The sequence below is a fragment of the Paenibacillus sp. PL2-23 genome (assembly GCF_040834005.1).
Lineage (GTDB): Bacteria > Bacillota > Bacilli > Paenibacillales > Paenibacillaceae > Pristimantibacillus.
In genome coordinates, this window is the sequence record NZ_CP162129.1 from 1959722 (window position 1) to 1983823 (window position 24102).

Sequence of the window (24102 nt, forward strand, 5' to 3'; positions counted from 1 at the left end):
TATTGACCTCAATCGTTCAAATACAAACAAGTATACCCATGATAACATAAGGGATATCAAGAGTCGAACAACAATATGAGGAGTGATTGGAATGTCGGATTTGAATAAGCTGCCAGAACTAACAAGTGATTATGAGCTCACGAAGGAGCAAATTCAAGAATTCCAGGAAAAGGGACATATTAAGCTGAATCAAGTCGCATCCAGCGAAGAGGTAGGTGTATACCGTTCCATCATCGGCGAGAAAGTGAAAGAGCTGAATGATCATAATAAGCCGATTGAGGAGCGGGACACTTACGGCAAAGCCTTCATCCAGGTTTCGAACATTTGGGAGAAATCGGCGGAAATCCAACGCTTCGTATTTGCGCGCCGATTCGCCAAAATCGCTGCTGAGCTGCTGGGAGTAGACGGCGTTCGCATCTACCACGATCAAGCGCTGTTCAAGGAGCCGGGCGGCGGAATTACGCCATGGCACCAGGACCAAATCTACTGGCCTGTAGATACGGACAACTTCATCACGATGTGGATGCCGCTTGTTCCTGTTTCGGAGGAAGTAGGCTCGATGAACTTTGCGAACGGCTCCCACAAGTTTGGCTATATCAGCAAGCTGGCAATCTCCGATGAATCCCAGAAAACGCTGAGCCAATATATTGAAGCCAAGGGCCTTGAGGTTGAAAATTACGGCGCGCTGGAAGCGGGCGACGCAACCTGGCATTATGGGTGGACGCTGCATAGCGCTCCGGGCAATCCAACAAACACGATGCGCGAGGTCATGACCGTTATCTATTACGCGGATGACGCGAAGGTTATCGAGCCCGACACGAACGCTCGCAAGACGGATCTGCAGAAATGGCTGCCTGGCCTGGCGCCTGGCGATCTTGCGGCAAGCAAGCTGAACCCGATTCTTTATAAGAAGAGCGAATAAGCTCCAAAGACCGCACTCGCATCCTGTCCTTATGGGCAGAATGCGAGTGTTTCTTTTGTTCATTGACAAATGCTTCGCTCTCTTGTTAAAGTATACATTGTATACAATAACAATTGAGGTGTTAACCATCATGACTATCATTGACACGCATGTGCACCTGGGCAAGTCGAAGTTTTCGGGAGTCGAAAGCCATGAAGCGGACATCCTGAACGCGATGGATCGGCATGGCGTGACGACGAGTCTCGTGATGCCGCAGCCGACGCTGGACGATGTGAGGGATGTGCATACCCGAATCGGCGTAATGGCGAAGCAATACCCTGGACGGATATACGGCATGGCAAGTATTGATCCGTGGTGGGACGCTCAGCAATATCACGAAGAGGTGAAGCGATGCGTGGAGGATATGGGCTTTGTCGCTTTGAAGCTCCACCCTCTTGGGCATAATGTATCCCCGCTGTCTCCCATTTGTGACAAGGTATATGAGGCTGCAGCCGAATACGGCGTTCCTGTATTGGTGCATACCGGGACAGGCAACCCGTTCGCCTTGCCTTCTCTGCTGCTGGATGCGGCTAAGCGATTTCCCTCCGTATCCTTTATCTTGTGCCACGCAGGGTTTGCCGTCTATACCGACGAAGCGATTGTGGCGGCCAAATATGCGGACAATATTTACCTGGAGCCGTCCTGGTGTCCGACCTATACCATTGTCAAAATGGTAAAGGAGGTTGGCATCGAAAAAATAATAATGGGCTCCGATCATATCAGCAATCTGCCCGTTGAGCTGACGAAGTTCAACCACATCGGATTAAGCCAAGAGCAGCTGGACATGATCTTCAGCGAGAATCCGAAACGAATTTTTAAGTTAAAGCCATAATGCGGCTGCGAGGGGAGCGATAAGCATGTATCGAGGAATAACGATAGGAACAGGCCACTTTGCCGGCATACAGCTGGAGGCGTGGTCACAAGTACAAGGCGCGGAAATTGTCGGCTTGGCGGGCAGAAATGCGGTTACTACAGGGGCGCTTGCGGAGCAGTTCGGGATCAAAAGGCACGGTCAGGATGTTATTGCTTTAATCGAGGAGCTGCAGCCCCATTTTATCGATATCTGCACCCCGCCGGACTCTCACCTCCATTATGCTCAAATCGCGGCTGATCGCGGCATTCCGGTGTTATGCCAGAAGCCCGTAGCGCCAACTCAGGAGGAGAGCAAGCGTCTGGTCAAGTACTGCAAGGAGCGTGGCGTTCCCATTATGATTAATGAGAATTGGCGCTGGCAAGGCTGGTATAGAGAGGTAAAACGTATTCTGGAGAGCGGGCTGCTTGGGAAGCTGTTCCATGTGTATTTCGCCATGCGTCCCGGAGATGGTTACGGTCCTCAGCCCTATCCGCTGCAGCCTTATTTCAAGGATATGGAGAGGTTCCTGCTCTTCGAAACCGGGGTGCATTGGATCGATACGTATCGGATGTTGTTCGGCGAGATTTCGAGCGTATTTTGTGACGTGCGCACTTGGAACCCCGTCTGCAAGGGAGAGGATGCCGCCATTGTATACTTCAGCTTCCAATCTGGCATGACGGGACTGTATGATGCGAATCGTGTCGTTTATATGGAAGAGGTGCGTTCACCCGCATATGGCTGGATGACGCTGGAGGGGGAGAACGGCAAGCTAAGACTAGCGCAGGACGGCAGCATCTATGTGACGCTTCGAGGCGGTCAGGAATTCAAACATCATTATGAGCTTCCGCCGGGATGGAAAGGAGGCTGCGCCGTTGCCACTCAGCAGCACTTTATCGATGTGCTGGACCAGGGAGGGGTGTTCGAGACCGACGGAGATGACTATCTGATTTCCCAGGAAATCGTATATGCCTGTTATGAATCAGCCCAATTGAAGAAAATGGTGGGCAAATGGAGTATAATAGAGGAAGCTATCGAAAAAGCAGAGTGAAGCAAGGAAGTGGTGTGCCGTGCCTAGACAAGCAAGCGGAGATACGCTGGATCATTCCGCATACGTACAATTAAAGGACATGATTCTGAACAAGCGGTTTGAATCCGGCAAGTTGATTATTCAGAATCAATTAACTGAATTATTAGGCGTCAGCCGTACGCCGCTGCGCAAGGCGATGGCCGAGCTGGAGATGGAGGGCTATTTGATTCGAACGCCCAAAGGCTGGTATGTGAAGGAGTTTTCTCTGGAGGATATGATCTCGGTGTTCGAGCTTCGGGCTGTTCTGGAGGGACTTGCTTGCAGGCTGGCCGTGGCCAATCTGGAGCGTGCTGACTTTGCTTACATGCGCGCGTTGTTCCAGCATGCCTATGAGGAGCTGGATGCCAAGGGCTCAGGGGACTATTATGCTGCGGACAAAAAATTCCATCGGCTCATCGTAATGAAATCCGACAATGCGTATGTCATCAAAACTGTAGAATCGTTTAACATCATCGAAACCAGCTTGACGCAAGGTCTCTATCGCAGCCCGCATGAAACGTATTTGGAGCACATGGAGATGATTAGCGCGCTGGAGGCGGGTGACGGCGACCGGGCTGAGGAGCTGATGAGATCGCATATTCGCGGCGCGATTGATAAGCTGAAGGCGGGCATCGTATCCGGAAGCTTGGAGATATTCAGATAATGTATACGAAACGATAGTATAATTGTACTCATTCTACTATCGCTCAAGTACATAGCTTTTATTGTATACAGTGTATTCAAAAATGGGGTCGAGGAGGCGTTTGGCGAAATGGGAAAAACAAAGGTAAGCATTCAGGGTGAAGCTTTTTACATTAATGGGAGGAAGGTATACGAGGAGATCGAGGGAAGTCGGCCGGAAGCTCATGGCTTGCTTATGAATGCCCGGTTTATCCAAGGGGTTTTCGACGATAAGGGGGATATCTCCCGTTACCAGCGTTTCGGAGGAACGTTTGACCCTGACAGCAATACCGATGAACTTATTCAAGCGCTTCCGCAATGGTATGCGTATGGCCTGCGAGCGTTTACTGTTGGCTTTCAGGGCGGCGGCCCTTGCTTCACAATCCCAAATGATACCATTCATAACAATCCGTTTGGCGATTCCGGAACTCAACTAGATCCGGATTATGCGGCCCGAATGGATCGCTTGATTCGCGCTGCGGATGAGCTTGGCATGGTCGTCATTGTCAGCTATTTGTATCCGGGACAGACACATAGATTGGCAGATGGCAAGGCGGTTCTTAACGCGGTCCGAACTGCCTCACGGTTCCTGAAGCAGGGAGCGTATACCAATGTGTTGATCGAAGTGTGCAATGAGTACGACTGGAGCCGTCATCCGCTTATTCAGCAGCCACAGGGCATAGTGGCGCTCATGGAGATTGCCAGGGAAGAATCAGGGGGCATGCTGGTGGGCTGCAGCGGCTCGGGCGGCATCATGAACGAGGAGATTTGCAAGGAAAGCGACATTATCATTATTCATGGCAACGGGCAAAGCAGGCAGCAATATTACAACATGATTGCGCAGGCAAGGAAATGGTCGCCGGGAAAACCTGTTCTATGCAATGAGGATTCACAGGCATTGGGCCAACTGGGAGTGGCCTTCGACACCAGAACGTCCTGGGGCTATTACAACAACTTGACGAAGCAGGAGCCGCCTGTGAAATGGGGAGTGACGCTGGGAGAGGATTTGTTTTTTGCGCAGCGTATGGCAGAAGGCATTGGCCTCCCCGTCCCGCCGATACCAGAGGAGAAGCGCTACATGCTCCAGGGTCTTGCCGCTGACGAGTCCTATGAGGGCAAACGCTGGATCAGGCTGGCTGCCCTGTACCCGGAAGGGATTGATCGTGTCGAATTTTATGTCAAGCAGTCGCTTGTCTACACCTGTTATGTGGAGCCCTTCACGGTCAACTTCAGAAACAACTGGCTGCAAGGCCCATGGACGGGAGATGAGCTTGCGGAGGATTGGCTGGCCGTTGTCTATTTGAAGAATGGCGAACAACTGGAAGTAAGGGCATAGGGGATAGATAAACAAAGAAAAAGACCCTGGGCTTGAGGTTTCGGCCTAGGGCTTTTTTCAATGGTTACAGGACTATAATTGAGGAGTGGTGAACAATGAAAACGTACAAGATTGCAGTTCTTCCGGGAGATGGCATCGGCACGGAGATTACGAACGAAGCGTTGAAGGTGCTGCAGACGGTGCAGGATCACTTAAGCGATGTGAGATTTGAGCTGGAATCATTTGATGCGGGTGCTGAACGATATTTGCGAACCGGCGTAACGATGCCGGAAGAAACCTTTCATCATTGCAAGGAAGCCGATGCCATCTTGATGGGGGCCATTGGCTTGCCGGAGGCGCGTCATCCGGATGGCCGTGAAGTGAATGGAGATGTGATCTTCCGTCTCCGATTCGATCTGGATCTATATGCGGGCGTAAGACCGGTCAAGCTGTATGAGGGTGTCGTGAGTCCGCTTCGAGATGTGAGCCGGGGCATCGATTATGTCATTGTGAGAGAAAATATCGAAGGGCTGTATGCCTCCCGCACAGGAGGCTGCAATGTTCGCGGGGAAGTGGCGACGGATACCATCATTATGACCAAGACAGGTATTGAGAAAATTTCAAGCTATGCATTCCGGCTGGCGGAAAAGCGAAGGGGCCGAATTTCGGACGGAGCATCCATGGTGACCTGTGTGGATAAAGCGAACGTGCTGAGCTCTTATGCATATTTCAGAAAAATATTTGATAGTGTCGGCGAGCAGTATTCCAAAATCGGCCGCGACTATGTTTATGTCGATGCGATGACGTTATATCAGGTTATGAATCCGCAAATGTTTGATGTGGTGGTGGCGGAGAATATGTTTGCTGACATCATCTCCGATCTGTCTTCGGCTACAGTCGGGGGCCTCGGAATGGCGCCTTCAGGAGACATTGGGGATCAACACGCCCTGTTCCAGCCCGCACATGGGACTGCGCCATCCATCGCCGGACAAAGCATAGCCAACCCTTACGCGATGATTCTCTCTCTGTCCATGATGCTGAATTGGCTCGGCGATAAGCATCAGGATAACAGCTTGCTTGCTGCTGGAGAGGGGATTGATCAAGCGGTTCAGCACATTCTCTCGAGCGGCGGTGCCAAAACAAGGGATATTGGCGGGAACAGCAGTACGACGGATGTTGGGGACGCGGTCGCGCAAGCGTTAAAGCTATCGGCGATGAAGTGGGTTAAATAATGTTTGCGCATAGGATTGAAGACCATTTGGAGATGGGCATTGTATACAATGCAATGTACCCAGACGCCGTTCAGGACGATGCCGCTTTGCTTCAGTCAGTCGATCCAATTTTGCACGATACGTATTTCAGGCGAATAGAAGTTTCGGGTATTCAGCATGCGGAGCTCCGCGCCCGCTTTAGGCAGAGGCTTGCCGTTTGCCGTGTGAACACAAGCTATCTGGCGCAGCCTGTTATTTTTAGAGAGGGACTTGATCTGGGAAGCCATGACCCGTCGGAACGATTGAGTGCTATGAACAGGATGCGGATCTGCATGGAGGAAGCGGAGGCTGTGGGCGCGGATATGATTGAAATGATAAGCGGTCCGTGTCCGGCAGGAGGCGCAGATGAGCAAAGCATAAAACGATTTGCCGAATCCATTCTTGAATTAAGCCAGGAGGCTCGGGAAAAAAGCTTGACGATAATGGTGGAAATGTTTGATTACGATGTGGACAAGAAACGTCTGATCGGGTCAGTGGAGGACACCATTCAATGCTTTCAGCATATTGGAGCAAGCCAATCTGTGCAATTATTGCTGGATTTAAGCCACATCCCCATGGTTAGGGCTGATATCTTCGAGGCTGTCAGACAGCTGAGTCCGTGGCTAGGCCATGTTCATGTTGGAAACACAGTAATGATGCCTGGCAACAGTAAATATGGCGATACGCACCCCTACTTTGGTTATCCCGCAGGCGCAATCGACATCGATCAGCTGGCAACTTACTTTCAGGCGCTTCATGAGGTTGGTTATATACGAGAGGACCGATCAGCAAGGCTTACCTTTGAGCTGATATGCACCTCCGCGGATAGGCCTGCTGATCTGATGGCCAATGCGAAGCGGACGCTGCAAGCAGCGTGGCATACCTTCCTTAGCAAAGGAGGGAATAGGAGGTCATGAGAGAGCAGCCGCGGGTATTGGCCTTTTATGGCGATGATTTTACAGGCTCTACGGATACCATGGAGGTGCTGGAGAGCCAAGGCGTGCGAACGGTATTATTTGTCCAGCCCCCAACGGAGGATCGGTTGAAGGCTTTTCCCCATGCCCAAGCTATTGGTGTGGCCGGTGTTGCGCGAACCATGAATCCGGTCGCCATGGAGCAGGTGCTGGAGCCTCTCTTCCAACGTTTAATTGAAATGAAGCCTCACGTTCTGCAATACAAGATGTGCTCTACCGCCGATTCCTCACCCGATATTGGAAGCATTGGCAAGGTGGTGGAGATAGGCAAAGCATTGTTTCATGCCCAGAGAGCTGTTCCTATACTCGCAGCGGCTCCGCACCTGCAAAGATACACGGCGTTCGGCAATCACTTTGCCGCCTATCAAGGCAAGTGTTATCGCCTGGATCGGCATCCCTCCATGTCCAGACATCCTGTAACACCGATGAAGGAAGCGGATCTCTTGCGCCATCTGTCCGAGCAAATGAACGGGAATATTGGCTCCTTCACGATTGTTGATCTTGAGCTGCCTCCAACAGAACGGCTTGCACGATGGGAGACTGCCATCGAGGCCTATGATGCACTCGTTATTGACGCCATGAACGCAGAGCATATCCGAACCATTGGGAGCTTGATTGGGCAAGAGGCGGAACCGTCTACGAGATTTGTAATCGGCTCATCGGGCTTGTCCCTTTCGCTTGGCGCCTATTGGAGGCAGCGTTATGGACTGACAACGAGACAGGAGCAGGAGCTTGAGCCAGCTCAGGTGCTGGTATTATCCGGGAGCTGCTCGCCGATCACGCAGAACCAGATCGATACAGCTGTTCAACAAGGCTTTAGCAAAATCAAAATAGATGCCCTCGAGCTTCTGGCCGAAAATAATCCGGGCGCAAGGAGCAAACGTGTACTGGAGGAGGCTGAGCGAAGCTGGCGGAATGGACAAAGCCTTATTTTGTATACAGCGGATGGACCTGAGGATGAAAGCATTGGGCGGCTGCATGACAAGCTGCTTCAGGATGGTGAGCCGGTATCTGCGTCAGGTGAGCGAATCGGTCGAAGGCTGGGGGAAATCGGCAAACAATTAATTGCCGCTCTCGGCATTAAACGGGTGGTATTGGCTGGGGGAGACACCTCAGGGTTTGCCGCGTTATCTATTGGTCTGGACGCATTGGAGCTGATTCAACGAACGGCGCCAGGCGCGCCCTTATGCAAAGGCTGCTCCATGGATCCCGCGATCGATGGTATTGAGATTGCTCTGAAGGGCGGGCAGCTGGGTCAGCCGGATTATTTGGTGAGAATCGCCTCAGGCGGGAAGGGGGAATAGAAGATGGACCTCAGGAAGGATTTATGCAAATTGGGGCGGTATATGCTGGAGAACCAGCTCGCATGGGGGAATTCTGGCAACATCAGCGCTCGGCTATCCCATACGCAAATGCTCATTACCGGATCAGGTACCGATATGGGGCAATTAGCTCCATCGGATCTGGTCGCCGTGGATTTCGAGACTATGGAATGGGGAGGGGAGCTGAAGCCCTCCAAGGAAATTCCCATGCATGCAGAAATCTATAAGCATCGTCCGGATGTGCATGCTGTTCTCCACGCATCGCCATTCTGGACCACGCTGATGTCCTGTACGGACATTCCTTACGTATCGGAGCTTTTTGTGGAGTCTATGTATTATTTGGAGCGGGTAGCTTATGTGGAGTACCATCATCCCGGCTCGAAAGCGCTTGGGCAGGCGGTGGGGGAGCAGTGTACAGGCGCAAATGTAATGATTCTAAAAAATCACGGGGTTCTTGTTTACGACTCAAGCCTGAAGGAAGCCAAAATGGCGCTGGAAACGGTGGAGATGACAAGCCGCATGATCATGACGGCACGCATGAGCGGCCTCACACTTCATGCTTTATCGCCGGCTACGGCCAACGATTTTCTGGAGCATGCGGGCTATAAGCCTCGCAGACGCTTAAGACCCCCGTTGCCAGACACGCACTGTCAGACATAGTATTCTGCGGCTAAGCTTTCTTAACCCATCCTGCATGCAGGATGGGTTTTATCTGTTTTCTACACATCTATGGCGTTGGAGCTTCTATGAATTCTTGACCAGAATAGAAGAGAGCGCTATAATGAATATGTCCAATAAAAATGAAATGTGTTCCGAAATTAATAGTATTATTGTGAGGAAATGGTGTTTGGTCTTAATACACACTTTGAGGAAGAAGGTATCGAAATGAAGAAAGAAAGCGCTGCAACGATTCGAGGCAAACAATATACTAAAAATGCCGACTGGTTCTGTGATTTTACGTATGAGCCGGTTGAAGGTCTGGGCTATGAAGAGGGCGTTCATCGCCGTGATCCCAGCAGTGTGATCAAGGTGGGAGAGTTATACTATGTATGGTATACCAAGTCCGTTGGCGAAGCTGTTGGCTTCCATACGGGCGATCCGGACGCCAAGGTATTCCCGTGGGATCAATCCGAGGTGTGGTATGCAACCTCTCCGGATGCTAACACTTGGACCGAACAAGGTCTTGCAGTCGGTAGAGGACCGAAGGGTTCATACGACGACCGCAGCGTGTTCACGCCCGAGATTCTGCATCATGACGGCAAGTTCTATCTGGTGTATCAAGTGATTGAAGGCCAGTACCTGCTCCGGAAATATGAAAATATTGCAATGGCCGTCGCGGAGTCGCCAGAGGGACCTTGGCGCAAGACTGATGCGCCGATTCTTCGTCCGGCCATGAACGGCGAATGGTTCGGCGATGACGATAATCGCTTAACCGTGAAGCATAAGGGCGACTTCGACAGCCTGAAGGTGCATGATCCCGTTCTCTTCCATTATAATAACCAATTCTGGCTCTATTATAAGGGGGAGCAGAAGGGCGAAGAGATGACCTTCGGCGGACGGACGACCAAGTGGGGCGTGGCCATCTCCGATCATCCGGAGGGTCCTTACGTGAAGTCGGAATACAATCCGGTGACCAACAGCGGTCACGAGACGCTGCTCTGGCACTATCGCGGCGGTATGGCAGGGCTTCTCTCGACAGACGGTCCGGAGAAAAATACGATCCAATACGCACATGACGGCATTAACTTCGAGATTGAAGCCGTTATTAAAAATCCGCCGGAGGCTGCTGGTCCATTCCGGACTGAGGATACGGAGCGCAGCCCGCTTGAGGGTATTCGCTGGGGCTTGTGCCATAACGTCCATGCCAAGTGGAACCACATTCTGAAATTTAGAACGGTGGAGGATTATAAGCATCACTATGCCAATAAGGTGAACCCTGAGGTGCTCTGGTTAGGCAAAAAAGCGGAGCAAAAAAAGGATTAATGGTGTAAGGCCGAGTTGTCTGCTGCAGACACTCGGCTTTTTGCCATTGGTAGGTTCTGCAGTTCGTAACCAGAAACAAAGGGACGCTGCCCGCGGGCAGCGTCCCTTCATGACGATGTGAATGGAGCTTAGGAGAGGTAGACGGAGCGCATGGACGGTACGAAGCCCAAGCGCTTGGAGATGAGCGAGGATTTCTCCTTCACATGCGCCTCCAGCTCATCCTGCTTATCGAAGATGCGAGCGGTCGGTCCCGCTACGCTGATAGCCGCGATGACCTTGCCGGTGTAATTGAAGACAGGGCCGGCGATGGAGCTTAAGCCATCATCGTATTCCTCGCGATTGACGGCGATGCCTGACTGTCTAATTTTGCTCAGCTCCTGCAGGAACTGCTGGTGGTCCGTAATCGTTGTTGGCGTATATTGCTGCAGCCCCTTCTCGCTCACGATCTTGTCGACAGCTTCAAGCGAGAAGTAAGCCATGATGGCCTTGCCCAGACCGGTGCAGTGTACAGGGTTTCTGGAGCCGAGAATCGCATTCATGATAACGGAAGCGCTCCCGTCCACCTTATAGATGTAGATAACTTCCCCTTCATTATAAACCGCGAGGAAGGCCGTTTGGCCTGTCTGCGCTGCCAAATCCTGAAGATGGGGAATGGCGGCTTCCACCAGATCGATGTTATGGAGGCCCGCCATCCCAATCTCAATGGCCTTCAATCCTACAAAATATTTCTCCGTTGAGGGCTCCTGCATCACAAAGCCCGCCTTCATCAATGTTTCCAAAATGCGGTGTGTTGTGCTCTTGGGCAGCTGAGTCGCTTCCGACAATTCGCCAATACCGGCCCCGCCCTTGTTCAAGGCGAGCTGCTCAAGCAGGAACAGTGCGCGCTCTAATGTGGAATTCGTTTTGTTCATTTCCATGCTCAAAGGAAGCACCTTCTTTCATTTCATCTCTATTCCGTTATTTTAAATAATGTTTTGATACGAGTCAATCTTAATTATAAATTGATATATTGTTCCGATTTTGTATTGACGAATCTACATAAGTGTAATAACATTTCATTAATTGGAACGTTGGGTTCCGATCACTGATAATAGAGGGTGAACATAATGGCTAATGGAAAACGAATTACTCATATTCAAACCGATTATTTTCTTGTGCCGCTCGCGGAGCAATTAGGGGATGCACGGCACGGCATTCATTCGCATTTCGAATTAATTACCGTCACGATTGGCCTGGAGAACGGCAGTCAAGGTGTCGGCTATACCTACACCGGCGGCGTAGGCGGAAGAGCGGTCTGTCAGATGATCGAGCATGATCTGAAGCCGTTCCTGCTGGGCAAGGACGCCAGCTGCATCGAGAAGCATTGGGAAGAGATGAATTGGAAGATTCATTATGTCGGGCGCGGCGGCATTGCGTCATTCGCCATCTCGGCCATTGATATCGCCCTGTGGGATCTGCGCGGGAAGAGCTGTGATGAGCCGCTGTGGAAGCTGCTTGGCGGCCATGCCTCCTCAACGAAGGCTTACGCGGGAGCGATCGATCTCAACTTCACCAAGGAGAAGCTGTTAGCTAATATTCAAGGGTATATGGATAAAGGCTTCCAGGCCGTGAAGATCAAGCTGGGACAAGAGCGTCTGGCAGAGGACATCGAACGTGTAGCAGCCGTTAGAGAGCTGATTGGACCTGACCGCACCTTCATGGTGGATGCCAATATGAAATGGTCGGTCGAGACCTCTATCAAGGCTGCTAAGCTGTTAGCGCCACATGATATCTTCTGGCTGGAGGAGCCGACCATACCAGACGATTATGACGGCTATCGCCGGATCGGCGCAGAGGGCGGCTTGCCTATCGCGGCAGGCGAGAACTTCCATACCGTTTATGAATTCGTGAACATGATTACTCGCGGCAAGATTGATTTCCCGCAGCCGGACGCGTCCAATATTGGCGGCGTAACGGGCTGGCTGAAGATTGCGAATCTTGCTTACGCTTACAATCTGCCTGTGTGCACACACGGCATGCAGGAGCTGCACGTCAGCTTAATGTCAGCGATGCCGAATGCGTCGTATCTGGAGGTGCACAGCTTCCCGATCGATCAATATACGAAGCGGCCGCTTGTGATTCAAGAAGGAAGAGCCGTCGCTCCGGATGTGCCGGGCACAGGCGTAGAGTTCCGGTGGGAGCTGCTGCAGCCGTACAAGCAATTATTTTAAACATCTAATAGGGAGTGGATGGCAATGAAAGCTGCATTCTATGAGGGGAACAAAACCATTGTTGTAGGCACAGGCGCGCGCAGAGAGCCAGGCCCTGCCGAGGTAGAGATCAAGGTCGCTTATGCGGGCATCTGCGGAACGGACCTGCATATTTATCACGGCCACATGGACCATCGTGTGAAGCTGCCTCAAGTGATGGGGCACGAGATGTCGGGCGTCATCGAGCGTGTTGGCGGCGACGTTGCGGATTATAAGCCGGGCGACAAGGTTACGGTGAAGCCGCTGGGACCATGCGGGGAATGTCCGGCATGTCAGGATGGCTGCAGCCATATCTGCCATCGCTTGCAGTTCATGGGCATTGAGACGGACGGAGCTTTCCAAGCCTATTGGACCGTTCCTGCGAGCACGCTGCATAGGCTGCCAGATGAGCTCAGCCTGCAGCATGGCGCGATGATTGAGCCGCTCGCCGTAGCTTGTCATGACGTTCGACTGGGTCAAGTAGTGCCGGGCGAATATGCCGTTGTAATCGGAGGAGGACCCATCGGCACATTGATAGCGCTTGTTGCCCGTGCTGCTGGAGCAAGGGTTGTTGTGGCGGAGATTAATCCCTATCGTCTCCAGCTGCTGGAGGAGCTGGGCTTCGAAACATGCAACTCCAAGGAGCGGGATTTGGCGGAGTATGTGCAGGAAGCAACTGGCGGCAAAGGCGCCGATGTCGTGTTCGAGGTGACCTCCTCCCTGGCTGGTGCTGAGGTCATGACCAAGCTGCCGAAGGTTAGAGGACGTATTGTCATTGTTGGCATATTCAGCAAGCCTGTCCCGGTAGATCTGCATCGCTTCTTCTGGAGAGAGCTTCAGCTGTTCGGCGCGCGCGTGTATGAGCATGAGGACTTCGAGCAAGCGATCCAGCTTGCAGCAAGCGGCGAGCTTGGGCTTGATCGTCTGATCAGCGAAGTCTATCCCATCGAGCAGATACAAGCGGGCTTTCAGCAGATGGAATCAGGCAGCGGCGTGATGAAGGTTCTTATTCAGTGCAATTAAGCGGGAGGTAGCGGGATGGCTATATTGGATTTATTTTCACTGCGGGGCAAAAAAGCATTGGTGACGGGCTGCAAGCGGGGCATCGGCAAATCTATGGCGATTGCGCTGGCGCAGGCTGGTGCGGATATTGTTGGCGTAAGTGCAACCCTGGAGCCAGGGAGCGAGGTGGAGCAGGAGGTGCGCCAGGCAGGGCAAAGCTTCGCCGGTTATGCCTGCGACTTCAGCGACCGCAACGCGTTGTACGCGTTCATCGCCAAGCTGAAGGAAGAGCATGCTGATATTGATATTATGGTGAACAATGCCGGCACCATCATGCGCAAGCCGGCAGCGGAGCATCCCGATGATTATTGGGATCATGTCATGGAAGTGAATCTGAACTCCCAATTCATATTGGCGAGGGAGATCGGACAAGGCATGCTGGAGCGTGGAGCGGGCAAAATTATTTTCACCGCGTCACTGCTTACGTATCAGGGCGGCATTAACGTGCCTGGTTATGCGGCGAGCAAGGGCGGCATTGGACAGCTGACCAAGGCGCTGGCGAATGAATGGTCCTCGCGCGGCGTTCAGGTGAATGCGATTGCTCCCGGCTACATCGAGACGGATAATACGGAGCAGTTGAGAGGGGACCCTGTCCGTTATGAGGCCATACTGGGCCGGATACCTGCTGCTCGCTGGGGAAGACCGGAGGACCTGAACGGAGCTGTTATCTATCTGGCTTCCTCCGCATCTGATTATGTAACCGGCACGATTGTTACGGTGGACGGCGGATGGATGGGCAGATAGCTGTCTTATGAAAGTAGGGGACGAATGATGCGTGAGCTTAGGACCGTTGTCATTACGGGAGCTACTAGCGGCATAGGCCGCAACATGGCGCTTTATTTTGCGGATAAAGGGTATCAGGTAATTGGCACAGGCAGGGATACGGAGCGAATCACTGCCCTTCAGGAGGAGCTAGCTGGCTTTCCTGCTCCCGGGAGGGTTTTCCAGGTGGATGTTCGCAGATATGAGGAGATGAAGGAGCTTGTTAGCCATCTGGAGTCTGAGCTTGGGACGATACATGTCTGGATTAATAACGCAGGTGTCAATCGTGCGATAGGTCCTACGTGGGAGACTGACCCCGTCACCTGGGCGGACGATGTTGACATTAATCTTCTAGGAACCTTCTATGGCGTTCATGCTATTGTCCCTATGATGCTCAGACAGGGCTTCGGCCGGATCATCAACTTAATCGGCGGCGGAACCACTCATGCGATGAAGCACAGCAACGCCTATGGAACGGCCAAGACGGCGGTCGCCAGATTTACCGAGAATTTGGCTGAGGAGTTGGATGAGACTGGAGCCCCTATCAAGGTGTTCGCATTGAATCCAGGACTTAATGATTCAGAGATGACTAGAGCTCTTCGAGCAACGCCGGAAGGAAAACGATATTTTCCGGATATGGAAGAATGGATCCGCAGCGGCGCAGCGAATCCACAGGAGGCTCCCGCTTGCGCTTACAAGCTGGCGGAGGGGCTGGCAGACCAATACCACGGCCGCATGGTTACGATATATGATTCTATAACGGAAGCGAGTTCCCTCGAGCCTGATCAATACAAGCTGCGAATGCAGCGCTGAGAAAGGGGAAATCCATGAAACTACATCTATACAAAGCGCTCTGGGGGATGGAAGGCACTTATAGCGAGCAATTCAAGCGAGCAGCAGATGCGGGGTATACCGGCATTGAAGCGCCCATGCCTCTGCCAGAGCAGGAGACGGCCTTCCGAGAAGCGCTTCAGACCTATTCGCTTGCGTATATCGCCCAGATTTTCACTGGCGGTGAGGATCATATTGAATCCTTCAAGGAGCAGGTGGAGAGAGCTGCCGGCTTCGAGCCCCGGCTCATTGTGTCGCACAGCGCCCGGGATCGTATGAGTCATGATGAGCAGGATCGCTTCTTCGAGGAGGCGCTCCGAATAGAGGCGGACAACGGTATAACCGTTGCACACGAGACACATAGGCATCGGGCCATGTTCTCGCCGTGGACAACGGCAAGACTGCTGCATAAGTTCCCGGAATTGCGTATTACGGCGGACTTCAGCCATTGGACGAATGTATGTGAGTCTCTTCTTCATGACATGGAGGAGGAGATCGAGCTTGCCATCGCACACACCCATCATATCCATGGCAGAATCGGCTTCTCCCAGGGCCCTCAGGTTCCGCATCCTGCAGCTCCGGAATGGAGCATGGAGCGGGAGCGCTTCGAGGGCTGGTGGAAGCGGATGTTCAGCCGCCGCCAGTCGCAGGGGGAAGCTGTAAGCACGATGACACCGGAATTTGGACCAGTTCCCTATATGCCGACGCTTGCCTTTACGAAGCAGCCTGTTGCAGATCTATGGGATGTGAATGAATGGATCGCCAATCGGGTGAGATTCAGCTATCCAGACTGGATTGCTGCTAATAGCAATTGATGCCTTGCCCGGCTGAATAACACATAGAGCACTCGGGTTCCTTCGGAAACGGGTGCTCTTCGTCTCCCTTAAGGGAATAGCCTAACTATTATAGGAGTGATACCTTTGCTGGAAATCGATAAATATTGGGAAGATCCCCGTACGCTGCACATAAACCGCGAGAAGCCAAGAGCTTATTATATTCCGCATGCAGATGCCGAGGGAGCTGTCTCCCGCAAGAGAGGACGCTCTCCTTATTATCAGACCTTAAATGGCGCTTGGAAATTCCAATATCACGCCAGCGTGGAGGAGGTTCGCGACAGCTTCTATGAAGCGGATTATGATGCAGGAAGCTGGTCCTCCCTATTAGTACCCTCCTGCTGGCAGAATAACGGCTACGACGGCATGCATTATTCCAATCTGAACTACACCATTCCATGTGATCCTCCCTTTGTGCCGGACGACAATCCCGCAGGGCTGTACATTCGGGAGTTCAACCTCTCCCCGGATTGGACGGAGAAGGACAAATATGTGGTGTTCGAGGGTGTGAATGCGTGCTTCTATCTATGGGTGAACGGAAGCTTCGTCGGCTATAGCCAAGGAAGCCGGGTGCCTGCCGAGTTCAATATCAGCAAGCACCTTGTCTCTGGCGTTAACCGGATGGCGGTTATGGTGCTGAAATTTTGTGACGGCACGTACCTCGAGGATCAGGATTTGTGGCGATATACGGGCATATTCCGGGATGTCTATATGCTGGCGAGGGATAAGGCGCATATTCGCGACGTGTTCGTGCGTACAACGCTGCTGAACGGCGACCGGGAAGCTCAGCTGAATATCGAGCTGGAGATGGCCGGCGGTGCCGTTGTACAAGCTGTTCTGCGAGATCCAAGCGGCATTGAAATAGCTGCGGCGCAAGGTGAAATAGGGCAAACGGGACAGCTTCTTATGCAGGTGCTGGACCCGCAGCTTTGGAGTGCGGAGCAGCCGGTGCTGTATGAGCTGCTATTGTCCTCGGGTGAAGAGGTGCTGCGCTTCAGCGTTGGCTTCCGCCGTGTGGAGATTCAAGAGGGCGTGTTCCAGATCAATGGCGTTCCCGTGAAGCTGAAAGGCGTCAATCGTCACGATTCCCATCCAAGCCTTGGCCAGACCATTCCTCTGCAGCACATGATTCTCGATCTTCAGGTGATGAAGCGCCACAATATTAATACCATTCGGGCATCTCATTATCCCAATGATCCCCGATTTCTGGAGCTCTGCAATGAATACGGCTTCTATGTGGTGGACGAAGCGGACCTGGAGTGCCATGGGCTGGCTATCGCCGATAACTGGGACAATATGGCCAAAGGGCTTGGAATGCAATCCTATACGGACTTCCATGAGCTGTCCAACAATCCTGATTGGGAGGAGGCCTTCGTCGATCGGGCGGTGCGTATGGTGGAGCGCGATAAAAACAACCCTTGCGTGGTGATCTGGTCGATGGGCAACGAGTCCGGATACGGTCCTAATCATATTGCCATGGCGAAGTGGACGCGGGAGAGGGACAGCGCAAGGCCTGTTCATTATGAAGGAGCAGCCTCCCTGTATCTGGGTCATCCCGATACAAGCGCGTTGGACATGGAAAGCCGCATGTATGCATCTGTCCCGGAGATTGAGGCCTATGCCAAGGATGAGTCGAAGCTGAAGCCGCTGTTCCTGTGCGAATACAGCCACGCCATGGGCAATGGCCCCGGCGATCTGCTGGACTACTGGAATGTCATCTACGCCGAGCCGAAGCTGATGGGCGGCTGTGTGTGGGAATGGTGCGACCACGGCATTGAGAGGAAAACCGAGCATGGCGACACGTATTATGCGTACGGCGGCGACTTCGGCGAGAAGCCGCATGACGGCAATTTCTGCATTGATGGCCTGGTAGCTCCCGATCGTACGCCGCATACTGGCCTGCTGGAGCTGAAGCAGGTCATAGCGCCTGTTCGGATGGAGGCCGTTGAGCTGGAGAAGGGCCGGCTGCAGATTCACAATCTGTATGACTTCGTGGACCTCTCCCATCTGGTCTTCTATTGGAAGGTGGAGCGTGAGGGCGTACTCCTTCAGCAAGGCGAGCTTCGAGGCTTGCGAACGGCTCCGCACACCGGAGAGGTGGTGGAGCTGCCGCTGCAACCGAAGCTGTTCTCTCTGGATGCGGTTAGCTTGACCATATCCTGCTGCCTGGAGGAGGAGAACGTGTGGGCGGAGCGTGGGCATGAAATCATGTTCCAGCAATTTGAGCTGACGTCAAGTGTTGGCAACGGTGCTTCCAAGCGATTCGACAACAAGGCCTCTCATACCTCCATCCAAGTGCTGGAGGAGGAGCGTAAGCTCCTTATTACGGGCTTTGACTTCAGCCATTCCTTCGATCTGCGGAAGGGTATGCCGGATCAGCTGACAAGGCACGGGGTGGCGCTGCTGGAGCAGCCTCTGTCCTTTAATATGTGGCGGGCTCCGCTTGATAACGACAGACCGCTGGTCGCGAGATGGGAGTACGAAGGACTGGAGCATGCCGGCATGAAGGTGTATCGCTGTGATTGGGAGCAGCGTGCCGAGGGAGAGGTTGTCGTGACCGTTGAGTTTTCATTGGGTCTCTACACGCGTAGACCTATTGTGCGAGGGTCAGCCCGGTGGTTGTTCGATGCCCAAGGCGCGGTAACGGTGAAGGCAAGCGCAGAGGTGAAGAAGGAGATAGACTTCCTGCCTCGCTTCGGCTTACAGCTGAGAATGCCGGCAGCCATGAATACGGTGGAGTATGTCGGTTATGGACCGCATGAGAGCTATGTGGACAAGCGTCAGAGCGTACGCAAGGGCAGATATGTACAGCGCGTTGAGGAAATGGGCGAGTCATATATTATGCCGCAGGAGAACGGCTCCAGATGGGGCACGGAATGGGCTGTCGTATCCAATGAGCTGGGTATGGGCCTGCTGCTGGACGGTACAGAACCTTTCTCGTTGAACGCTTCCCGTTATTTGCCTCAGGATCTGACGGCGGCTAAGCATACGTATGAGCTCCAGCAGAGGAAGGAAACGATCGTTCAGCTCGATTACAAGATGAGCGGCGTGGGCTCGCACTCCTGTGGCCCCAAGCTGATGGACAAGTACCAGCTGAAGGAGAAGCAATTCGACTACCAATTTACCTTAAGACCTGTATTTAAGGAAGATGAGTAAAAACGTATTGACGCCTATCCTATCCAACTGTATAATCAACTCAAAACGGAACAATGTTCCGAAAATAGCAATAAAATAATAATTTTCGGATTAATGTTCTGTAATATTATGCAGGTATAATATGGGAGGTTATGGCATGTCACGTGTAGTAAAGGATTTAAGCGGCAAGCTCTGGCAGATGGAGAAGATGAGAGTAGGCGAAGGGGAACGAGAAGGGTTCCATATCCTTCCGGCAGAGCGGCAGGGTGTTATATTTAGCTGGAATTATGCTTCTGTGCCAGGGGATGTATACACGGATTTGCAGCGCGCCGGTGAATTGGAGGATCCTTACTTCGGCCGCAATATGCATAAGGCCAAGTGGGTGCAGGAGTATGAGTGGTGGTACATTCGCAGGTTCAACGTCTCCCAGGATATGAAGGGCAAGAAGGTGCATCTGGAATTTGAAGGCGTTGACTACAGCTGCACCGTATGGCTGAATGGCCAATTGCTGGGCAGTCATGAGGGCATGTTCTCTCCTTTCTCCTTCGAGGTCAGCCAGTACCTCAACTTTGATGGATGGGCTGGCGGCTCCAATCAGCTGGCGGTCAAGCTGGACCCGCCGCCGAAGAACTTCCGCAATGTCGGCGGCAAGAAGGTGAACTTCTCCGGCGATTATTTCACCGGCCTGGTGCCATTCGGCATCTGGCGCCCGGTACGCCTTGTGGCTACAGAGGATGTGCGCATTGTGAATTATCGCACCGAGTCCGAGCTTAAGGATGGGGGCGCTGCCGTTCATGTGGAGGTTGAGCTCGACAATATGGCTGCTGAGCCGGCAACCGTCCAGCTCCAGATCGCTTTGAAGGGCCATAACTTCGAATCCGAGACGATCACTCGTACAGTGGAGGCAGAGGTTCAAGCCGGTTGCCATTCTGTGAAGGCAATTGTAGATGTGGCGGACGCGAAGCTGTGGTGGCCTTGGGACATGGGCACTCCGAATTTGTACGATATGGCAATTACAGTCCGGAAGAACGGTTCGGAGCAGGATCGTGTTGAGGACAGAATCGGCATCCGTACGATTCAGATGGAGAAGAATCCAGGGTTCACCGAAGAGGAGTCGGAATATCCGTGGACCTTCGTTATTAACGGCAAGCGCCAATTCCTGCGCTCGGCATGCTGGGGCGGACAGCCGTCCTTCCTGTATGGACGGAACAGCACGAAGAAATATGAGCATCTGCTGAATCTGGTGAAGGAGAGCAATATGAACAATCTGCGGATCTTCGGCTGGCATCCGCCGGAAATTCCGACCTTCTATAAGCTGTGCGATGAGCTGGGCATTACAGTGTGGACGAACTTCACATTCTCTACCCAAGCCTTCTCCAATGATCCGGCATTTGTAGACTCGGTAGCGAAGGAATGTATTGAAATTGTGAAGCTTCGCCGCAATCACCCCTCCAACATTTATTGGATGGGCGGCGAAGAGGTATTCTTCACAGATGCTCATATTGAGAGCGGCAACAAGGAGCTCATGGAAGCGATCGGCGTTGCCATTGGGGCATACACCTCCGTTCCTTACGGGCTGGCATCGCCGCTTAGCAACGAGTTCGGCCAGAGCATGGGCTTCAAGCCCAAGGAGTCCCAGCACGCCAATGAGCATTATTACGGCGGCGGCCGGAGCTTCATGGAGGAATATTACCCGGCTCTGGATTGCTCCATCATTCCGGAATTGACGGCGGCGTCGGCGCCATCTATCGACAGTCTGAGGAAGTTTATTCCGGAGAACGAGCTTTGGCCGATTGGACCAAGCTGGGGCTACCACTGGGCCGATATCCACATTCTCCAAGGACTGAACATAGAGGTGTTCGGGGATAAGAGAATGGATTCGCTGGAGCAGTTCGTGGAATCGACTCAAATCGCCCACGGCACGATTCTCCAGTTTGCCCTTGAATTGTACCGCAGACGGAAGCCTCGTATGAGCGGCGTGTCACTCTGTCACTTCATTACGCACTGGCCGGACATCAAGTGGGGGCTTGTTGATTATTATGGTCAGAAAAAAATCAGCTTCGACTATGTCAAGAGGAGCTATCAGCCGCTTCTGCCAAGCTTGGCATTCGCGAAGAGAAGATGGAACCCGGACGAGACGTTCCAAGGCGAGCTGTGGATTGTGAATGACTACCATGACGCCTACGGGGACACCGAGCTGGAATGGACGCTGAGCAATCATAAAGGCGAGGTTGTACAAAGCGGCACGGTAGAGGCGCAGGTGGCTTCCAACAGCTCCGCCAAATTCAGCGACATCGCATGGAAGGTGGATGCTGACGCGGCAGGCGAGTTCTCGGTTGCGCTGACGTTGAAGCAAGGCGGCAGCGTGCTGGCCAGCAATGCCTACAAGCTGCTTATTGGCGATCAGGCCGAGGCGAAGCGCATTTGTATCGAGCATCTGGACGAAAGCAACAAGCTGCGCGATGAATATGGCCACAGCTATTACCGCTACAACCCTGAGCTCTGGGAGCTGGAGTAGTATCGGCAAGCGGATGTTTCTTGGAAGAATGTTACGGCTGGGGAGGGGATGGCTTGCTTCCATTAGAGGGTTTGCTCGTTGTGGAATACAGCACGCAGCTAGCCGGACCCTTCGCGGGGTTAAGACTGGCTGATCTTGGGGCGCGAGTCATCCGAATCGAGGGGACGGAGGATGAGCCGCTTCCGCTTGTCAGCTTGTACCGCAACAAAGAGAGATTTCAGTTCTGCGCCGCCACTGAAGGGGAGCATGGGAAGCTTAGCAAGCTGATTGCGAAAGCTGATGTTCTCATCGAAGGTCCGCCTGCTAGCGGGTTGCAGACAACGCTTTTCCCCTATGAGAGAACGCAAGCGCTGAATGCCAAGCTGATCCATGCCAGCATAACGGGTTATGGCCGGGAAGGAGCCTGGAGTGCGAAGCCTTATGACGACTTGTTCGTCCAGTCACTCACTGGTATGCCTTGGCTGAATGGGAATGCGGATGATCCCCCAATCCCATTCCCGCTGTCCACGGTGGAGATGTTCGCAAGCGCCAATCTCGTGCAAGGCATTCTGGCCGCTCTTGTACACCGTTCCAAGTCGGGGGAGGGGATGCTTGTTGAGGTTAGTCTGCTGGAGTCGGCGATTGATTATCAATTCGAGGTGCTGACGACTCATCTTCATGATGGAGGACAGCTGCCGCAGCGAAGCTCGTTAAATAATGCCCATGCTTATCTGGCGGCTCCATATGGAATCTATGAGACGGCTAATGGGTATTTGGCTCTGGCTATGGGCTCTGTGCTGGAGCTGGGCGCGCTGCTGCAATGCGAAGCTTTGGCCCGCTATGAGGATCCTGCCAGCTGGTTCTTGAGGCGGGATGAAATTAAAGGGCTGCTCGCCGATCATCTCAGAACCAAAGCGGCTGCGGACTGGGCGGAGGACCTGGAAGCGGGCGGCTACTGGTGCGCCGTGGTTCAGACGGTTGACGAGCTGCTTCAGCACGAAGGCTTCCTAGCCTTGCGCCATATACAGCAGGTTCAAACGGAGGAGCTAGGCTTATTCCTTACGCCTTATTGTCCCATTCGGTTCGACAACAGCTATATGGGAAGTCGCCGTGGAGTTGGGCGGGCGGGCATGGACAACGCCAGGCTTGAGGCGGAATTTCAGCTGCTATAGCCGCAGCGGCTGCATATTAAGTTGAAGCGAGAGTGATCCATCATGATGCCGAGACCGCTGGAGGGCTTGCTTGTGCTTGACTTCAGTCAATTCCTGTCTGGTCCTTATGCAGGCTTACGATTAGCGGATTTGGGCGCGCGAGTCATAAAGATTGAGCGGCTGGACGGCGGGGATTTGTGCAGAAGGCTGTATATTTCGAATTTGGAGCTGGATGGGGACAGCACGCTGTTTCACTCCATCAATCGGAATAAGGAAAGCTATGCTGTCGACTTGAAGTCCGAGACAGATCGCTGCAAGGTGCGGAAGCTGCTGAGCCATGCGGATATGATGGTTCAGAATTTTCGGCCGGGTGTCATCGAGAAGCTTGGTTTCGGCTATGAAGAGGTGAAAGCCATTAATCCGCGTCTCATCTACGGCTCTATTAGCGGTTATGGAGGGAACAGTCCACTCCGTGACAGACCCGGTCAGGATCTGCTGCTCCAGGCGCTCACGGGGCTGCCCTGGCTGCACCGAGATAAGTCCAGACGGGGGCCTATCCCATTTGGTCTTGCTATTGCAGATATGATAACCGGAGCCCACCTTGTGCAAGGCATGCTGGCGGCTCTTGTGCGGCGGTCCATCCAGGGCAACGGCGCACTTGTAGAGGTCAATATGCTGGCATCCATCTTGGATGTCATGCAGGAGATCTGGGAGGAGAAATGGATGCCGGATCAAGGCTCCAGCTTACCTGCCGAAGGAGCAGAAGGATCGGCGTCCATTCGCTGGCTGAAGGGTCTGTATCCAACAGCTGGGGGCTATATTGCGCTCGGCGATATGCCTCTGCACACATTGGCCCAGGCGCTTGCTCCTCACTTCACCTTGGATACGCTCGGCGAAGCTGCGGCTGCCCGCATGGAGGAGCTGCTGACAACACGTCCTGCTCATTATTGGAGCGAAGAACTGCAAAAGGCCGGCATTCCTTGCGAGGAGCTGCTGGATTGGAAGCAGCTTCTGCAGGAGGAAGCGTTCAGCGAGCTGCGTATGACGCAGGACATCTATCGAAGCAACGGAGCCCGCATGACGGCAATCTCCTGTCCCATCAGGCTGAACGGCCATCGGCTGTTGTCCTCTAGAGGAGCGCCGCGTATTGGAGAGCATAACGCCGTTGTTGAATCGGAATGGATCATTACACGTTGAA

At 53.0% G+C, this 24102-nt stretch carries 20 protein-coding genes; 19 read left to right on the forward strand and 1 reads right to left on the reverse strand.

Annotated features, from left to right (window positions below):
* Positions 1-91 precede the first annotated feature (91 nt).
* The 10 genes from AB1S56_RS08250 to AB1S56_RS08295 all read left to right on the forward strand — a co-directional run bounded on the left by AB1S56_RS08250 (position 92) and on the right by AB1S56_RS08295 (position 10405).
* Positions 92-922 carry a phytanoyl-CoA dioxygenase family protein gene (locus AB1S56_RS08250; protein ID WP_340872732.1) on the forward strand — a complete coding sequence of 277 codons (831 nt, stop codon included), beginning with the start codon at positions 92-94 and terminating at the stop codon, positions 920-922.
* Positions 923-1052: 130 nt separating this feature from the next.
* On the forward strand, positions 1053-1793 hold the full coding sequence (locus tag AB1S56_RS08255) for an amidohydrolase family protein (RefSeq protein WP_340872731.1): 741 nt from the start codon (positions 1053-1055) through the stop codon (positions 1791-1793).
* Between the two features lie 25 nt (positions 1794-1818).
* Positions 1819-2862: a Gfo/Idh/MocA family oxidoreductase gene (locus AB1S56_RS08260; protein ID WP_340872730.1), complete on the forward strand. Its 1044-nt coding sequence runs from the start codon at positions 1819-1821 to the stop codon at positions 2860-2862.
* A gap of 19 nt (positions 2863-2881) precedes the next feature.
* Entirely contained in the window at positions 2882-3544 is a 663-nt protein-coding gene (locus tag AB1S56_RS08265) for a GntR family transcriptional regulator (RefSeq protein WP_340872728.1), read from the forward strand.
* Between the two features lie 108 nt (positions 3545-3652).
* Complete coding sequence (locus tag AB1S56_RS08270) at positions 3653-4897, forward strand: hypothetical protein (protein WP_340872727.1); 1245 nt, start codon at positions 3653-3655, stop codon at positions 4895-4897.
* A gap of 95 nt (positions 4898-4992) precedes the next feature.
* Positions 4993-6108, forward strand: a complete 1116-nt coding sequence (locus AB1S56_RS08275; RefSeq protein ID WP_340872726.1) for an isocitrate/isopropylmalate dehydrogenase family protein — start codon at positions 4993-4995, stop codon at positions 6106-6108.
* Positions 6108-7043 (forward strand): TIM barrel protein, encoded by a 936-nt coding sequence (locus tag AB1S56_RS08280; protein ID WP_340872724.1) that lies wholly within the window; start codon positions 6108-6110, stop codon positions 7041-7043. The genes AB1S56_RS08275 and AB1S56_RS08280 overlap by 1 nt, the downstream gene beginning before the upstream one ends.
* On the forward strand, positions 7040-8404 hold the full coding sequence (locus AB1S56_RS08285; RefSeq protein ID WP_340872723.1) for a four-carbon acid sugar kinase family protein: 1365 nt from the start codon (positions 7040-7042) through the stop codon (positions 8402-8404). The genes AB1S56_RS08280 and AB1S56_RS08285 overlap by 4 nt, the downstream gene beginning before the upstream one ends.
* Positions 8405-8407: 3 nt before the next feature.
* The gene (locus tag AB1S56_RS08290; RefSeq protein ID WP_340872722.1) at positions 8408-9082 is read left to right on the forward strand and encodes a class II aldolase/adducin family protein; all 675 of its coding nucleotides are present in this window, start codon (positions 8408-8410) and stop codon (positions 9080-9082) included.
* A gap of 225 nt (positions 9083-9307) precedes the next feature.
* Positions 9308-10405 (forward strand): family 43 glycosylhydrolase, encoded by a 1098-nt coding sequence (locus AB1S56_RS08295; protein ID WP_340872720.1) that lies wholly within the window; start codon positions 9308-9310, stop codon positions 10403-10405.
* Positions 10406-10533: 128 nt separating this feature from the next.
* On the opposite strand, the gene AB1S56_RS08300 is transcribed toward AB1S56_RS08295, so the two are convergent.
* Positions 10534-11322 carry an IclR family transcriptional regulator gene (locus tag AB1S56_RS08300; RefSeq protein ID WP_257446329.1) on the reverse strand — a complete coding sequence of 263 codons (789 nt, stop codon included), beginning with the start codon at positions 11320-11322 and terminating at the stop codon, positions 10534-10536.
* Positions 11323-11511: 189 nt separating this feature from the next.
* Here AB1S56_RS08300 and AB1S56_RS08305 point away from each other — a divergent pair, with 189 nt between their 5' ends.
* The 9 genes from AB1S56_RS08305 (at position 11512) to AB1S56_RS08345 (ending at position 24101) form a co-directional block, all read left to right on the forward strand.
* On the forward strand, positions 11512-12615 hold the full coding sequence (locus AB1S56_RS08305; protein ID WP_340872717.1) for a mandelate racemase/muconate lactonizing enzyme family protein: 1104 nt from the start codon (positions 11512-11514) through the stop codon (positions 12613-12615).
* Between the two features lie 24 nt (positions 12616-12639).
* On the forward strand, positions 12640-13656 hold the full coding sequence (locus tag AB1S56_RS08310; RefSeq protein ID WP_340872716.1) for an alcohol dehydrogenase catalytic domain-containing protein: 1017 nt from the start codon (positions 12640-12642) through the stop codon (positions 13654-13656).
* Positions 13657-13671: 15 nt separating this feature from the next.
* The gene (locus AB1S56_RS08315) at positions 13672-14439 is read left to right on the forward strand and encodes an SDR family oxidoreductase (protein WP_340872714.1); all 768 of its coding nucleotides are present in this window, start codon (positions 13672-13674) and stop codon (positions 14437-14439) included.
* Between the two features lie 24 nt (positions 14440-14463).
* Positions 14464-15270 carry an SDR family oxidoreductase gene (locus tag AB1S56_RS08320; RefSeq protein WP_340872713.1) on the forward strand — a complete coding sequence of 269 codons (807 nt, stop codon included), beginning with the start codon at positions 14464-14466 and terminating at the stop codon, positions 15268-15270.
* 14 nt (positions 15271-15284) lie between these two features.
* Positions 15285-16103, forward strand: coding sequence for a TIM barrel protein (locus AB1S56_RS08325; RefSeq protein WP_340872711.1), 819 nt, complete (start codon positions 15285-15287; stop codon positions 16101-16103).
* 96 nt (positions 16104-16199) lie between these two features.
* On the forward strand, positions 16200-19277 hold the full coding sequence (locus AB1S56_RS08330; RefSeq protein WP_340872710.1) for a glycoside hydrolase family 2 TIM barrel-domain containing protein: 3078 nt from the start codon (positions 16200-16202) through the stop codon (positions 19275-19277).
* A 136-nt stretch (positions 19278-19413) separates the two neighbouring features.
* Positions 19414-21774, forward strand: a complete 2361-nt coding sequence (locus AB1S56_RS08335) for a sugar-binding domain-containing protein (protein WP_340872709.1) — start codon at positions 19414-19416, stop codon at positions 21772-21774.
* Between the two features lie 53 nt (positions 21775-21827).
* Entirely contained in the window at positions 21828-22925 is a 1098-nt protein-coding gene (locus AB1S56_RS08340; RefSeq protein WP_340872707.1) for a CaiB/BaiF CoA-transferase family protein, read from the forward strand.
* A 42-nt stretch (positions 22926-22967) separates the two neighbouring features.
* On the forward strand, positions 22968-24101 hold the full coding sequence (locus AB1S56_RS08345; protein ID WP_340872706.1) for a CaiB/BaiF CoA-transferase family protein: 1134 nt from the start codon (positions 22968-22970) through the stop codon (positions 24099-24101).
* Position 24102 lies beyond the last annotated feature (1 nt).

Coding starts and splice junctions, on each gene's coding strand:
- AB1S56_RS08250 (WP_340872732.1), top strand. CDS start 92: ATGTCGGATTTGAATAAGCTGCCAGAACTAACAAGTGATTATGAGCTC.
- AB1S56_RS08255 (WP_340872731.1), top strand. CDS start 1,053: ATGACTATCATTGACACGCATGTGCACCTGGGCAAGTCGAAGTTTTCG.
- AB1S56_RS08260 (WP_340872730.1), top strand. CDS start 1,819: ATGTATCGAGGAATAACGATAGGAACAGGCCACTTTGCCGGCATACAG.
- AB1S56_RS08270 (WP_340872727.1), top strand. CDS start 3,653: ATGGGAAAAACAAAGGTAAGCATTCAGGGTGAAGCTTTTTACATTAAT.
- AB1S56_RS08275 (WP_340872726.1), top strand. CDS start 4,993: ATGAAAACGTACAAGATTGCAGTTCTTCCGGGAGATGGCATCGGCACG.
- AB1S56_RS08280 (WP_340872724.1), top strand. CDS start 6,108: ATGTTTGCGCATAGGATTGAAGACCATTTGGAGATGGGCATTGTATAC.
- AB1S56_RS08285 (WP_340872723.1), top strand. CDS start 7,040: ATGAGAGAGCAGCCGCGGGTATTGGCCTTTTATGGCGATGATTTTACA.
- AB1S56_RS08290 (WP_340872722.1), top strand. CDS start 8,408: ATGGACCTCAGGAAGGATTTATGCAAATTGGGGCGGTATATGCTGGAG.
- AB1S56_RS08295 (WP_340872720.1), top strand. CDS start 9,308: ATGAAGAAAGAAAGCGCTGCAACGATTCGAGGCAAACAATATACTAAA.
- AB1S56_RS08300 (WP_257446329.1), bottom strand. CDS start 11,322: ATGGAAATGAACAAAACGAATTCCACATTAGAGCGCGCACTGTTCCTG.
- AB1S56_RS08305 (WP_340872717.1), top strand. CDS start 11,512: ATGGCTAATGGAAAACGAATTACTCATATTCAAACCGATTATTTTCTT.
- AB1S56_RS08310 (WP_340872716.1), top strand. CDS start 12,640: ATGAAAGCTGCATTCTATGAGGGGAACAAAACCATTGTTGTAGGCACA.
- AB1S56_RS08315 (WP_340872714.1), top strand. CDS start 13,672: ATGGCTATATTGGATTTATTTTCACTGCGGGGCAAAAAAGCATTGGTG.
- AB1S56_RS08320 (WP_340872713.1), top strand. CDS start 14,464: ATGATGCGTGAGCTTAGGACCGTTGTCATTACGGGAGCTACTAGCGGC.
- AB1S56_RS08325 (WP_340872711.1), top strand. CDS start 15,285: ATGAAACTACATCTATACAAAGCGCTCTGGGGGATGGAAGGCACTTAT.
- AB1S56_RS08335 (WP_340872709.1), top strand. CDS start 19,414: ATGTCACGTGTAGTAAAGGATTTAAGCGGCAAGCTCTGGCAGATGGAG.
- AB1S56_RS08345 (WP_340872706.1), top strand. CDS start 22,968: ATGATGCCGAGACCGCTGGAGGGCTTGCTTGTGCTTGACTTCAGTCAA.